Genomic DNA, 13910 nt, shown 5'->3' on the forward strand with positions numbered 1-13910 from the left:
CGTCCCGCCGTCCAACCTGAGTAGACGTCTCGTGCCCCACCTTGCACAAAGGTCGGCCAAGTAGGTTCGGACTCCGCATGGTTGGGAGGGGAAGGTTCTACGATCGGGCGGCATGACGCGCCTCTTTGAGCAGGACGGTACCGGCACCGTGGACGAGGAGGAGGTGAAGTGGCGGGAACGGGTGGCGCAGATCGTCGAGCGTGAGCTGGGCATGCCCGTGAAGATCACATACCTGGATAGCTTCGCCGACGGATTCACCGCCGCCCGCGTTATCCGCTGCGACCTGATGGGCGACGGCCGGGCCCGCCTGGAAGGCCAGTACATCCTGAAGGTGTCGGACGACCCCGACGACCGTCAGAACGAGGCGCACCGGCTCTTCACCGAGCGGCTCCGCCCCTTCGCCGACCGGCGCGTGCCGCCTCTGGAGCTCTCCGGACACGACGAACAGCTCCGCGTCGACATCTACAAAGTCGCTGGTGAGACGCGTGGCGTGCGCCCGGCCCGCGTGGCGACAACTGCGGTCTCGATCGATGCACTGTCGGAAGTGAGCCGCGAACTGCTGGAAGCGCAGTTCGGGCACCACGCCGGCGGCGGGCCCATGACCGTCCGGAAGACTCTCGAAGCATGGATGGGAGCGGGGTTCTTCGGCGGACAGAAGGGGGAGGCGCTTCGGGAGGCCCGGCGGTTGGCCGGCAGCGCCGGCACCATGTTCGCCTTCGCCACTCAGGTGCTGCCCGACCCCGTATCCGTGCTGGAGCAGGACAACGAACTCTCCGGCGAGGTCGAGTTCGTCATGCGAGGTTACAACCATGGCGACCTGCACACACGCAACATCCTTCTGGACGGGGCGAGTGCGGACAAGGTGGGATACTGGCTCATCGACATCGCCTGGGACGGTGGTGCACCGCTCCTGTACGACCATGCCTATCTGGAGACGGCCACCCTGCTCGTCGGGCAAGAGCTGCTGCGGCAACAACTCCCCCTCGAAATCCTCCAGGACTGCGACCTTCGCGACCCGAGAAGGGCCGTGCCCCTCGCGTGGGAGGGCAACGTCAGGCTCGTCGAGAGCATCCGCCGGGGCAAGGACGAAGCGATCGAGGCGCTCCAGCCGGCCCGTAAGGGATCGCTCCGGCACCAGTACCTGGTCGCGCGGCTCGGCGCCGCGCTGAACTACGCGGCCAAGCGGAAGTCACCGGACCAGCAGCGCGTCACGGCGTACCGGCTGGCCGGATGGGCCACACACCTCCTCCTCACCGAGTACCACCCGACGCTCCTGGAACGGGTTCTCGCCCATGCCCACCAGCTGCAGACCCTCGCGCCCGGCAGGGCAGCCGCGGCAGCCGGCGCGAAGGCGGCCGCGGAGGAGATGGCGGAACAGGTGAAGCCTTTCGTCGCCGACACCCATAACGGGTTCGACCGCTTCCTCGTCGTCGAGAACGGTGTGACACACGAGAATCTCGCCTGCCTGCCCGACCACCGCTGGTCGGTGATCATCGACCTCAACGCCAACAGCGAGACGACCGGCCTCGCCCACGGATTCGATCGGGAGACGGCCGAGCATCAGATCGTCGTCTCGGGACGGCACGGGGGGCCTGCACCCGGCCGCAACACGGTGTCGTGGCTGATGGCGGATGGCTGGGAGCGTCTGGGCGAACGAACGCCGCCGGACTTCCGGAGCTGGCGCTCGACCTATCAGGACCTCGTCCGCGAGGTCCTTGAGCGGCACAGCAGGAACAGCGTCAACCGTGCGGCCGCCGTCATGTGCCTCACCGCGGGAGACGAGCCGGACCAACGCGCGGAGCGGGTACTGGAGTTCATCGACGACCTCTACGAACCGCCGGTGAAGATCCTCCGCGCCAGACCCGGCGACGGACGGTTCGAGGCTCTCCTCAACGTCTTCGCGGACACCGGAGCCCTGCCGCGCCCCGAACGACTCGCCACGCTCCCTGGCGCGAAGGGGCCGATCCGTTTCTCCCGCCCCGGGCTCGCCGAACTGGAAGCCGACCTCGTCGTGCTGCACTCCCAGATCCTGGACGAGGAACTGCACGACCAGGCGGTCGACGCGTTCTGGAGGGGGCGCCCGGCGAACTGGCTGGACCTTGACGCCGGTCAGGACGTTCCCCGGGCGCTGCAGTCCTCGTTGCAGACTGCCATTGCCGACGTCCTGGGCCGCCAGAGCTCGGCCAGCTTCGAACTGTTCCACGCGCCCGGCGCGGGCGGCACCACGCTGGCCCGCCGCATCGCCTGGGACCTGCACCGCGAACATCCGGTGCTGCTGCTGCATCACTACAGCCCAGACACGGTCGAGCGCGTCGACAGCGTCTACCGGCGCACCGAGCGGTCGCTCGTGCTGGTGGCGGAGAGCGCCGACATGGGGCAGAGCGACCGGGAGGACCTCTACCGCAAGCTGCACGAGCGCAACACCCCTGTCGTGGTGCTCTGGGTGACGCGGAGTAACGACTCGGTGCCGGACAACTGGGACGGGCGCACCAACAACGTCATGTACCGCCTAGCCGAGCCGATGACCCGGGAGGAAGCGCGCGAGTTCCGCACCAGCTTCGGCCCCCGCGCCCGCTCCCCCAAGGCGAAAGCGGCGGTGGAGGCGCTGGTCCCATACCACGTACCGGACCAACAGGTGACCCCGTTCTACTTCGGTCTCTGCGCCTTCGAGACGGAGTTCTCGGGAACGGCGAAGTACGTGGAGAGCCACGTCAGCAAGTTCACCGATGAGCAGCGACGCGTGGCCTCCTACCTGGCCCTCGTGACCCGGTACGGACAGATCGGGCTGCCATACTCGCTCGTCCACCGGTGGATCACCGGAGAGTGGGGTGGGCATGCCGCGTCCCTCGCTGAGTACACGGCCGACCTTGAGAACATCCTCGGCGCGGACCTTCGTCACCTGGTCGTCGAGGACGGCCGACAACTGCGCATCCTGCACCCGTCCATCGCCGACACCCTCCTGGAGGTGCTTCTGGAGGCGAAGACGGGGGACGCCAGGTGGCCGTCGAGGCTGGCGAACACGGCCATCGAGTTCATTGGGCAGTTGGTCGGCCACCTCGGATCCGCCAACGTGGAGACGCGGGCGATCCTCGACAACCTCTTCATCCGTCGCGACAGATCAGGCTCGGGAACGCACCAGTTCGCCGAACTGATCAGAGCCTTCGGCACCGGTCAGCAGCCGGGCCGGGAGCAGGCGTACCGAATCTTCCAGGAGCTCACGCGTCGGTGCTCCGAAGAGCCGCACTACTGGCTGCACCTGGCTCGCTACCACCTGGACTTCAAAAAGCACGAGGACGGGCAGGCGGAGAAGTTCATCAACCGGGCGATCGAACTCTCCAAGGAACAGGACCACGTGCAGTTTCACGCCCTAGGGATGCTACACCGGGAGTGGGTGTACGCGGGACTGCGTCAATTCGGCACCGGTACCGGCCGCGAGGCCGCCCTTATCGAGCACGTACGCGACCGGTATAATGCGGCGCTCAGCGTGTTCGCCAGGGCCCGCAAGCTTAAACCGGAAGACGAGCACAACTACGTCTCTGCGATCCAGATGATCGTCAAGGTCCTCAGCAAGCTGGTCAGGGTCTCCCTGCACAAGAGCCTCGTCGACCTCCTGACCGCGGGCGGCGACGTCGGGAGCTGGGCGGACGAGCAGTTGAGGGTGGCGCTCTCGCTGCTGGACGAGTGCGAGTCGGTACGCCCCGACAGCGCCGACAGCCCGTACCTCCAGCGCTGTCGTGAGGAGATCGAGATCGCGCATGGCGAGATCGAGACCATGGTCCGGGCCTGGCGCGACGTGATTGTGAACTCCCGTAGTCGCTCGGGGCTGGCGCTGGTCTTGGCCCGAGAGTTCCTCAAGGAGCAGGGCCGCGACTGGAAGGAAACGCCCACCGAGGTCTTCCGGGCCGTCGTGGAGTTCTTCGACGCGGCGTTCGAGGAGTGTGGCGATCTCGCCGACCATGACGTGGAGTTGTGGTTCCGCTGCTATCGCAGACTTCCGGAGTACGACGACCTCGCCGCGCTGGAACGCCTCTCGATCATCGCCGGATTGCGTACCAGTCCGATGTGCAGCTACTACCTGTACGTCGTGCACTTCCTGCGCTGGCTCAACCAGGAGGAGTACTCGCAGGACGAGGCGCTGCGCCACTGCAACGAGGCCGCGCGGCTCAACCCCGGCCGCGACAGGCGGTGGAACTATGAGTGGGTGGCGCAGGGCGTGTCCGAGGGCCATGCGGCGGCGCGTCTGGCGAACTTCAGGGAGCTCGGGGAGTACCGGCCCACGAGCCGGGACTGGCAGCTTTCCGAGCAGGTCTGTCAGCGCGTCCGCGGCGTGGTCCGGCAGATCGAAGGGCAGCGCTCGGGGCAAGTCGCCGTGGAGGACGGCGACATGAAGGCGTTCTTCGTACCCCGTGAGGACTTCACGAACTTCGAGCATCAGGGGAAGGTGGTCGAGTTCGACCTCGGGTTCGCCCATGACGGACTGAGGGCCTGGCGCGTGGAACTCGCCCAGGAGCAGGAGTTGTTCCGTAATGCCGGGGCACGACTTCCGGAGGTGGCCGTACCGCCGGTGCCTCAGCTCTCCCCGGTCGGTTCGGCGCGAGCTGCCGGACAGGTGGGTTTCGCAGGACGAGTGCCTTCATCCTCACACACGCCGTCACCGGCGCCACGTCCGAGGCCCGTGGCATCGACGCCGGAGATTCGCCAGGAGGCCCGTCGGCGGGTGGAGACCGACGGCCCGGAGGAGGCAGGCCGGTTCGTCATCGGCCACCTGCTGTCCGCCGAGACCGGCGGACTCGATGTCACCTCCTTCCAGGTGGGCAAGGCCCTCACGGATACTCTCGGGAAGGAGACGTATCGACAACTGCGCGGCGGTGCCTCGCTCGGTGCCCTCGTGGAACGGCTCGGCTTTGCCGTGCGCCCTACGGCGAACGGACAGTTCGTGGTGGAGCCCGCAACGACGGGCTGACGGGGGGATCCCGGGGGCGTCAGCGAGGCCGAGGGGCGCGTGCGGTGTGAGGCCGTGGTCAGCTGGCGCCGGCCACTCGGCGCCTCCGGGCCGCATCGGTGGGGAGAACGAACCTGGCATCGGCAGGCCGCGACGGTCCTGGCCGCCGGGGCGCATTCCTGCCTGGTGGCAGGGTCGGACACGGTGAAGCGGGCGGAGAGTGGCGCGGTCTCCAGCGCCTGTACCTTCCGGCCGCGGGCCTCCAGGCCGGCGCGGAGCGTGGCGGCGATGTCGGATATCGGCGCCGGGTTCTCGGTGGCGACATCAAGGTCCTGGCTGGGGCGGTTCACGAGGCGGTGCGCCCGCACGACGTATCCACCGGTGAGAACCAGTGGATACGGTGAACTGAGCGCGCGATCACATCCGCCAGGAGCCGCGTATGCAGCTCCGGAATATCCGTCACGCGGCTGCCCGCGCGCGGGAGGCGAGCCGTGGGAAGACATCCTTCCTGCACGGCGCGCACGGTGCGGCCGACGAGGGTACGCAATACCGGCCACATCTGGAGGAGCAGTCCTGGTTTAGGTAGGCCCATGCGCTGGCGAGGCTTGCCCAGGTCGTATGACGTTATGCCGGACCAGTCCATGTGCAGCGGCAGCTCCACCACCCAGTGGGTAGGGCCGCGCAACTCATCCAGCGACTCCGGCAGACGCCGCCGGAACTTCTCCCGGTACAGCGCGAGGTCCTCGGCCTCCGCCCCCGAGAGGTTCTTCGGCTGGTGCGGGGCATGATGTACGAGCTGGTGTCCGGAGCCAGCGGGGGAAGACCAGCTGGGTGAGCTGACCGTGGCAGCCTGTGCGCCCCGAATAAGAGGGACGGACTGTCGGCCGTGACGCTCGTTTGACGCTCTGGGTGCCCGCGCGAGGGACAGCGAGCCGATAAATCGGCTCTGACCTGGTATTTTCCGAGACGAGCCCAGACCGACATCTTTCCGATGACCTCGCATGTGGAGTGCGTGGCGATCCTGGAACCTTCCGAAAAGGGCCACTGACCTGCCACTCTTCGATTTCTTTGCACTGCTCGACCTGTTTTGTGGCGTGGGAACAGGTGGAATCGTGCGACGTCCCGTGACCTGTGCATTCGTTTGAGGCGGCGGGTTCGTGATGGGAACGGGACATCGTTCGTATGTGCGGCGTGACGCATGAATGACGCACCGGCTGATGTCCCGTCAGGCGCCTACGGGGTCTGGACCAGATGCAGAGGCGAGGTCGGCGGCCGGGGCACCCACCGCGGATCGCCACACCACCGGCTGAGTCCTGGAGGATCGTGTCCGACGTGTACAGGTCCAAGCCCGCGCCGGAGCGCTGGGCGGGCGGTATGTCGCCTGCCGGTGGCGAAGAAGAAGGTCGCCTTCGCCCCCGAGTGGACAGCCTGTGCACCGCACATGCCGGTCGGCCACGGACCGTTCCGCGGATCAGCCTGCCCGATGCCGGCCCTGTCCCAGGCGCTGTCTCGGCCGTGGTCAGCTCTTTACGCCGAAGATCCTGAACTGGTAGGTGGTGGGAGTCGGGCCGCCGCCGTACTCCCGGAGGCAGGCGGCTGCCGGTCCCGCCCGGAACAGCGGGCTGGTCACTGTCAGGTGGTCCTTGCGGTACTTCCGGTCCACGGGTCCGGTGACGTCATCGAGCCGGCGGACCACCGCGGCCGGGTCTGCGCCGGGATGGCTCATCCCGACGCCGACTCTGTTGCTCATACGCTTTTGAATCCACGCACGAGCACGATCGTCGGATTCCCGCTCTCCATGGACCAACCTCTCCTTCGGACGACGGCCGACAGGAAACGGAGCGGGTGTCGGGTTCTTCCACACCATCCGGCCGACGACCACTTCTTCGAACCGCGATTGCAGGAAACGTCCGCCGACGCGGTGTCGACCACCGGAAGTGCCCGTACACGTCGGCCGACGCAAAGCTATGACGTCGCATTGGACGGGAATGGAATGAGACCGGGACCTGGTTCCGGGTGGCCTTCACAGATCATCCAGTCGACGTCAAGCCCGTTCGGCCAATCTGAGCACTCGGAGGACGGATGACTGGGGGGTGCGGATGGTGCCGGACGAGGAAGCCGATGTGGTGGTGATCGGGTCGGGTATGGGCGGTCTCGCGGTGGCGCGCACGATCGCGCAGTTCGGCGGGAAGCGTGTTCTCGTACTCGAACAGCACTACACGCCCGGCGGGATGACGCACGAGTTCTCCCGCGCCGGGCGATACCGGTTCGGTACCGGGCTGCATCACATGAGCGCGAGCGCCGGCCCGTTCCTCGGGTTCATGACGGACGGACGGGCGCAGCTGTCGCTCCTGCCGGACGAGTACGACGCACTGCACTTCCCGGGGTTCGATTTCGCTGTACCCGCCACAAAGGAACGGTTCCGCGAGCGCCTGAACGAACGATTCCCCGCCGAGGCGGACGCCATCGACGGCTTCTTCCGGACCACTCGCCGGGCCATGGCCGGGCTGGCTGCGCGCAATGTCTTCGCCTCGTTCCCCGCCGGCGTACGAAAAGCGGGTGCGCCCGTCGTCGAGCGGCTGTTCCCGTCGACGTTCCGGTCGTTGCGGGATCAGGTTCCCCGCAGTTTCCGCGATCCGCGTCTGCGCGCCGTTCTGGCCGCGCGGTGGGAGCTGTACGGCACTCCGCCGGCAGCGGGCGCGTTCGGCTGTCACGCGGCGGCCCCGTCGACCTTCTTCATGGAAGGCACCGCGCACCCCGTGGGCGGCCCGCACGAGCTCAACCGGGTCGTGCTGGAGATCCTGCGGCGGTACGGCGTGGTGCTGCGCTCCCGGCAGCGGGTCCATGAAGTCGTTGTCGAGGGCGGCAAGGTGGTGGGCGTCGACGTCGAGGACACCGCCACCGGCCGCCGCTACCGGGTGCGGACGGACACCGTCGTCTCGGCGGCCGGAGTGCGCGACACGTACGCCCTGATCGGGAAGAGCCACGAACTGGCGGAGCTGCCCGGGGAACGGTCGGCGGTCATGCTGCTTCTCGCACCGGACCGGTCGCCGGCCGGTGGAGTTGCTGGAACTCGTCGATCCGAAGGTGGTCGACCAGTGGCGCGGGACGCCCGAGGACGAACGGCCGGACAGCTACCGGAAGTTCAAGGACGAGCTGACCGGACGGCTGATCGCCCGCCTGGAGGAACGCCGGCCCGCGATCCCGCCCAGCGCACCGGAGTATTGCCTCGCCGCCCCGACGGCGTCGGTCGAGGGTTCCTCGTCCCCCGTCCCGTCCGCGATCAACTCCTGGTTGTCTTCGGCGAGTTCACCAACGGCCCAGGCTGCCGTCCGGTCGCGCACGGTGTCGTGGTCCCACACGCCGCGGGACAGGAAGTGCTGCAGCCGGGACGGCGACGTGTGCCCCAACGCCTCGGCGGGTGTCCAGCAGTTGCGGGTCTCAAGCCCCGTCAGCATCGCCTCGGTCACGTCCCTGGCCAGCAGCCGCGACTCCCGGAGCGGGAAACAGCCGGCCACCGCCGCCATCGCCGCCCTGAAACATTCGATTCACACTCCACCGGCTCTCGTGGCGCCTACGGCCACCGCGTCCTGATCTGTTGTCACAGACGATCATCATCGCGGCGGCCGTACTCGTTCCCACGGGCACCCCATCAGGCCGCTCACCAGCGCGAATCCGTCAACGATCAAGAACTGCAGCTGCCGGGGCAGTGATCCACACCACTCAAACTGCGATGGCAAAAGCTCAAGGTTCGATGGCACAGGACACGCGTTCCGCGGACACCCACGTGGTCGGCGAGGCCCGGCGCGCGGTCCGTGACGTCGCCGGACACGGATACGCGGGCATCGCCGTCCGCAGGTGAGGCTGGCCTGTGTCTGCACGCCGGCCGCTCGAACATCGAAAGACCATTGATCAGGAAGACCGCCATGGGAATTCTGACGCTCTCCACCCTCAACACGGTTGTCGAGCGGGCGCTGGCCCGCCACGGAGTCACGACGACGGTGATCACCCCGTTCCCGCTGCTGGACCGGCGGCGGGAGGCCGATCCGGACACCGAGTTCTTGGGCATCCACAAGTGGGCCGATCTACGGGAACTCCAGGACATCGCACACTCAGTGAAGAACGTGGACGCGGTGATGACCGTGGACGAGCAATGCGTCGCGGCCGCGGGATTCCTCAGGGACACGCTCGGAATCGGCGGCCAGTCCTATCGGGACGCGCTGAGGACGACCAACAAGCACCTCATGAAGGCGGTGGTCGCGGCCGGCCCGAACCCCGTTCCGGTGGCCGAGCACGAGGTCGCGCATACGATCGACGACGTGCGCGCCGCCGGCGCGCGGCTGGGCTACCCGCTGATCCTGAAGCCGCTGTCCGGATTCGGGGCCGTCTCCACCTTCAGGGTCGACAGCGAGGAACACCTCCTGGAACTCGCCTCGGAGAAATCGTTCGAGCAGCAGGTGCCCGAGCCGTCGGGGCGGGCGTCGGCGTCGGCGGGCGTGTTCCAGGGGCTGCTGTCGAACGGGAGCGCCGGCTTCGTCGTGGAGCGCCGCATCGACGTGGCGAGTGAGTTCTTCTGCGAGATGCTCTGGTCCGGGGGCCGTTCCCTGATGACGGTCACGGCCCAGTACTCCGCACCCGTGCTCGACCTCGTCGGCAGGGCCAGCGGCCTGGTGACGCTGGACCCCCGCTCGGACGAGCACGCCGCCGTCGTGGACCTCTCCGTCAGGGCGTGCGCCGCGCTGAACCTCACGGACGGGTTCGCCCACTGCGAGATCATGCGGGACTCCCTCGGACAGTGGTGGTTCGGCGAGGTCGCGGCCCGGCCGGGCGGCCAGGAGATCGGCGGTCTCACGTCGCGGCTCCTCGGCTACGACATCCACGACGTGATCGCGGCGATGGCCCGCGGCGAGCAGCCGAAGATCGGCAGCGTGTACCGCTGTCCCCAGCTTGCCAGTTCGGTCCCCCTTGTCCCCGTCGGCCGCGTGCTGCGGGTGCCCGACCGGGAGGACGTCCTCGCGTGGGACGGTGTCGTGGACGTGGAGATCATGTGCCGGCCGGGTGACGTGGGCTCCGGTTCGCACCACTCGACGGACGCGGCCGCCGCGTACATCTTCTTCGAACCGACGTCGCCGCGGAACGCCCTTGACGAGATGGCGCGGTTGGCGTCGTCCTTCACGATCGAGACCGCGGCATGAGCCGCGCCCAGGAAGGCACCCACCTCATGCACCCCCGGAATGCCACGACCGAACCCCACGCGGAGAGTTCGGACTTGGACATCGTCGTCCTGGACACCGGCAACCCCGTCCTGGCGGACGCCCTGCTCGCGCGCGGCCACCGCGTGTCCTTCGTCGTCCCGAACGCGAGCGCGGACCTCTACGGCGGCCGGTACCCGGGCGTTCCGGTCCACGGCGTGAGCAGGTGGGACGACCGGGACGAGATGAGGCGGCTTGCCCGGGAACTGGGCTCCGTCGACGTGGTCACCACAATCGATGAGCAAGCCGTGGTGGCCGCCGCGGTCCTACGCGAAGCGGTCGGGGCGCCCGGTATGGGCGTGGACGACGCCCTCGCCTACACCAGCAAGGCCGTGGCCAAGCGGCGTTGCGCCGCGGCGGGCGTGCCCACGGCGGCCTTCCGCGTCGTGCACCACGCGAGCGAGATCGCGGGGGTCGCCGAGGAGATCGGCTACCCGCTGATCGTCAAGCACGAGGCCGGCATCGGCACGCTCAACACCTTCACCGTCCGCGGCCCCGATGACCTGGACCGCCGCCTGGCGGAGGGTGCGTTCGACGTGGCGGTGGACGACCCGCTGGGGCGGTTCAGCGCCGGGACCGTCGCCCGCAGCCTCCACGCGTCCGGCGGGTTCGTCGTGGAGCAGTACCTCGACGTGGCGGCGGAGTACTGCTGCGACCTGTACCGCTACGTGGACGCGGAGAGCGGGGAGGAGGAGATCCTCGTCGCCGCAGTGGGCAGGTACAGCGAGCCCTGCCTCCGGATCGTCGGCAGGGAGTGGCACCAGACGTTCCTTCCCCCCGGGAGCAGGGAGGCCCAGGAGGTCCGCGCGGTCGCCGTCCGAGGTGTCCGCGCGCTGGGGAAGCTGACCGGCGCAACCCACTGCGAGATCCTGCGGACGAAGGACGGCCGGCTCTGGTTCGGGGAGGCCGGCGCGCGGCCCGGCGGGGCCGGTATCTGGCACGCCACGAACGCGATGTACGGGCACGACGGCGTGGCGGCGCTGGCCGCGATGGCCGTCGGGCAGCGCCCGGAGATCCCCGCCGCGCCGGTGCACGACACGGTGGCCAACATCCTGGTCGTACCCGAGCCCGGAGTCGTGCGTTCCGCGCCGACCACAGAGGAGGTGCTCGGCATCCCCGGTGTGGTGGATGCCGACATCCGCCTGGTGGTGGGCGAGCCGGTACCGGCCGGGATCGGCACGATCTCGGCCGGCGGCAGGATCGTCTACGTGCCGAGGGTTGCCGACGAGGTGGAGGCCGAAGTCGCCGAGTTGCGGCAGAGGTTGGGTATCACCGTCGAACGTGCCGAGGGGGCTGAATTCTGAACGTACCTGGGCGCGCCCTGAACGTGCCGGGGCGCGCCGGGCGTTTCCCAAGCGCGGGCGCCGAGCGTCGCGTTCACGTCGCGGTCGGCGTCGGACCCGGGACGGGCGCCGCCGTCGGCCGCGTCCGGGCCGCCCTGCGCCACAGCAGCGCCGGCCACAGCCCCGCCGCCGTGGACGCGGCCCCCATCAGGGCCATGGCGGCTGCCGGGCTCTGCCATTGTGCGAGGAGTCCAGCCGCGCCGGTGCCGAGCCCCTGGACAGTGAGGTTCATGGCCGACGCCGTGCCCATCCCCTGGGCGCGGTGGTCGTCCGGCAGCAGCTCCACCAGCGTGGATACCGAGATCACCACCTGGATGCACCACAGCGCGTTGCCGACTGCGAACGCCGCCGCGGCCAGGCCGATGCCGCCGCCGGGGAGCAGGATGGCGACGAGCGGCAGACCCGTGGTGAGGCACAGCAGCGGCAGGTGGTCCGCGTACCGGTGGGTCGGCACGAACCGGTGGAACGCCCACAGGCCGATCACCGCGCCTACACCCGTACTCGCCAGCAGGATGCCCACCCAGACGGTTGTGTGGCCGAGTTGGCTGACGTACGGCGCCGCCAGGGCCTCGGGCGCGATGTAGAAGACGCCGAGCGACGCGGCCAGCAGGATCGCCCGCCGCCGTGGTTCGCCCCACAGGACGGTCAGCCCGCCCGCCATCGATCCGGCCTTCGCTGACGCCCTCGTAGCGGGCCGCGGCTTGACGAAGCACCCGTAGAGGCCGAATGCCGCCACGAACGTGGCGGAGTTGAAGGCGAGGCACACCTGCGGGCTCAGCTCCGCGGCGCACACGCCGCCGAAGGCGAAGCCGAAGATCTGCGCTGCCTGCGTGGTGATCTGTCGGACGGACATGCCGACCGGGTACTGCTCGGCGCTCAGGATCTCCCGCAGCAGGGTGAGTTGCGCCGCGGTGTACGGCCCGCCGAGGAACGATGTGACGGCCACCAGCAGGCACAGGACGGCGAACGGGATCCCGGGGATCGCCATCGCGCCAACTGCGGCGGCCCGGGAGATGTCCACGGCCATGACGACGCCGCGGCGTGAGCGCCGGTCCGCCGTGTGCGACAGCGCGAGCGCGCCGAGCACCGTCGGCATGTAGGTGAGTGCGTACGCGAGGCCGGTCCAGGCCGCCGATCCCGTCCGGTCGAAGACGAGGATCGCCAGTGCGACGCGGGCGAGTTGGTCGCCGAAGTACGAGATGAGTTCGGCGACCCATGCGGCGCGGAACTCGGACGACGCGAACAGGGACCGCAGGGGGGACGTGCCGGGGGGAGGAGAGTGCACGGAAGTACCGCCGATTCTTGGCCTTGCGCCCGAACAGGTTCCGGCGAAGCGAGTGGTGCCGATGGCGGCATCGCGCTTTGTCGGCTTCATGTCCGCAGGCTGGTTCACCGTGCTTGACAACAACGGAGCCGGCGGTGAAGCGGCTCCCGTCGGGCGCCCGGATTTCTGTTCAGTGCTCGTCAAGTAGGCGGCTTTACGCTGACCCGCGATCACCACTGAGAACACCGGCTATCGAAGGGTGTATCGACGACGACACCTCGCCGGGGGCTGTTGGCCGGATCCGCCGCGGTCGTGGTGGGCGCCGCACTGGACGCGCCTGCCGCGCAGGCACACACCGGAAGCGGCAGTGGCAGCGGTCAGAAGCCCACCGTGGTAGTCGTGCACGGCGCGTTCGCCGACGCCTCCGGCTGGAACGGGGTCGCCTCCCGGCTCATCCGCGACGGCTATCCGGTCATCGCGTCGCCCAACCCCTTGCGCGGCATGGCTTCCGACTCCGCCCATCTGGCCGGCATCCTCGCGACCCTGAGCGGCCCGCTCGTTCTCGTCGCGCACTCCTACGGCGGGATCGTCGTCACGAACGCCGCGGCCGGCAACCCGAACGTGAAGGCGCTGGTCTACGTGGCCGCGTTCGTACCCGATCAGGGCGAGACACTGCTGGGCCTGCAGACGAAGTACCCGGGAAGCAGACTCAGTGAGGAGACGCTGGACTTCCGTCCCTGCGGTGAGGGTTTCGTCGACGGCTACATCAAGAAGGAGCTCTTCCACGACGTGTTCGCCGGGGACCTGCCGAAGGCGACCGCCGAGCTGATGTGGGCCGGCCAGCGGCCGGCGGACGTGCGCACCCTCGACGGGCCTGGGCGGTCTGTCGGCCGTCGTGGTGGCGATGGTGGCGGCACTGACCGTGCTGCCCGCCCTGCTCGCCGTCCTCGGTCCCCGGGTCGAGGCGCTCTCGGTGCGGTGGCTGCTGCGCCGCCCGCCGCCGGCTCTCCCGCGGGACGAGGTGGCGCACGGGTTCTGGTACCGCCTCGCGCACAGCATCATGCGCCGCCCGGTCGTCTACGCGACCGGGGTGCTCACGGTCCTGTTGC

At 68.9% G+C, this 13910-nt stretch carries 7 protein-coding genes and 3 pseudogenes; 6 read left to right on the top strand and 4 right to left on the bottom strand.

Features of this window, described 5'->3' with window-relative positions; translation table 11 throughout:
- The first annotated feature begins 112 nt into the window (after nucleotides 1-112).
- Nucleotides 113-4963, top strand: a complete 4851-nt coding sequence (locus tag ACFWPS_RS49205; RefSeq protein ID WP_383719642.1) for a hypothetical protein — start codon at nucleotides 113-115, stop codon at nucleotides 4961-4963.
- A 152-nt stretch (nucleotides 4964-5115) separates the two neighbouring features.
- Here ACFWPS_RS49205 and ACFWPS_RS49210 read toward each other — a convergent pair.
- Both ACFWPS_RS49210 and ACFWPS_RS49215 read right to left on the bottom strand, forming a co-directional pair.
- A pseudogene (locus ACFWPS_RS49210) lies at nucleotides 5116-5405 on the bottom strand (hypothetical protein); the annotation flags it as partial.
- A gap of 1056 nt (nucleotides 5406-6461) precedes the next feature.
- Nucleotides 6462-6692, bottom strand: a complete 231-nt coding sequence (locus ACFWPS_RS49215) for a hypothetical protein (RefSeq protein ID WP_383719645.1) — start codon at nucleotides 6690-6692, stop codon at nucleotides 6462-6464.
- 349 nt (nucleotides 6693-7041) lie between these two features.
- Here ACFWPS_RS49215 and ACFWPS_RS49220 point away from each other — a divergent pair.
- Nucleotides 7042-7893, top strand: a pseudogene (locus ACFWPS_RS49220) (phytoene desaturase family protein); the annotation flags it as partial.
- Nucleotides 7894-8076: 183 nt separating this feature from the next.
- Here the strand turns inward: ACFWPS_RS49220 and ACFWPS_RS49225 are convergent.
- Nucleotides 8077-8469, bottom strand: coding sequence for a transposase (locus ACFWPS_RS49225; RefSeq protein WP_383719659.1), 393 nt, complete (start codon nucleotides 8467-8469; stop codon nucleotides 8077-8079).
- A 399-nt stretch (nucleotides 8470-8868) separates the two neighbouring features.
- On the opposite strand from ACFWPS_RS49225, the gene ACFWPS_RS49230 reads away from it, so the two are divergent.
- Nucleotides 8869-10137, top strand: a complete 1269-nt coding sequence (locus ACFWPS_RS49230) for an acetyl-CoA carboxylase biotin carboxylase subunit family protein (protein ID WP_383719648.1) — start codon at nucleotides 8869-8871, stop codon at nucleotides 10135-10137.
- Between the two features lie 74 nt (nucleotides 10138-10211).
- Entirely contained in the window at nucleotides 10212-11498 is a 1287-nt protein-coding gene (locus tag ACFWPS_RS49235; RefSeq protein WP_383719651.1) for a hypothetical protein, read from the top strand.
- A gap of 73 nt (nucleotides 11499-11571) precedes the next feature.
- Here ACFWPS_RS49235 and ACFWPS_RS49240 read toward each other — a convergent pair whose 3' ends face one another.
- Nucleotides 11572-12822 carry an MFS transporter gene (locus ACFWPS_RS49240; RefSeq protein WP_383719653.1) on the bottom strand — a complete coding sequence of 417 codons (1251 nt, stop codon included), beginning with the start codon at nucleotides 12820-12822 and terminating at the stop codon, nucleotides 11572-11574.
- Between the two features lie 378 nt (nucleotides 12823-13200).
- Between ACFWPS_RS49240 and ACFWPS_RS49245 the strand changes: the two are divergent.
- Nucleotides 13201-13650: pseudogene (locus tag ACFWPS_RS49245) on the top strand (alpha/beta fold hydrolase); the annotation flags it as partial.
- A gap of 55 nt (nucleotides 13651-13705) precedes the next feature.
- Nucleotides 13706-13910, top strand: a 205-nt coding sequence (locus ACFWPS_RS49250) for a hypothetical protein (protein ID WP_383719661.1), incomplete at its 3' end; no start/stop codon positions are given.

Origin of the sequence: Streptomyces sp. NPDC058457 (assembly GCF_042720695.1) — a bacterium.
GTDB lineage: Bacteria > Actinomycetota > Actinomycetes > Streptomycetales > Streptomycetaceae > Streptomyces.

Bases quoted from the DNA above. Each gene is read 5' to 3' on its own strand.
- ACFWPS_RS49205 (WP_383719642.1), top strand. From the start codon at position 113: ATGACGCGCCTCTTTGAGCAGGACGGTACCGGCACCGTGGACGAGGAG.
- ACFWPS_RS49215 (WP_383719645.1), bottom strand. From the start codon at position 6,692: ATGAGCAACAGAGTCGGCGTCGGGATGAGCCATCCCGGCGCAGACCCG.
- ACFWPS_RS49225 (WP_383719659.1), bottom strand. From the start codon at position 8,469: ATGGCGGCGGTGGCCGGCTGTTTCCCGCTCCGGGAGTCGCGGCTGCTG.
- ACFWPS_RS49230 (WP_383719648.1), top strand. From the start codon at position 8,869: ATGGGAATTCTGACGCTCTCCACCCTCAACACGGTTGTCGAGCGGGCG.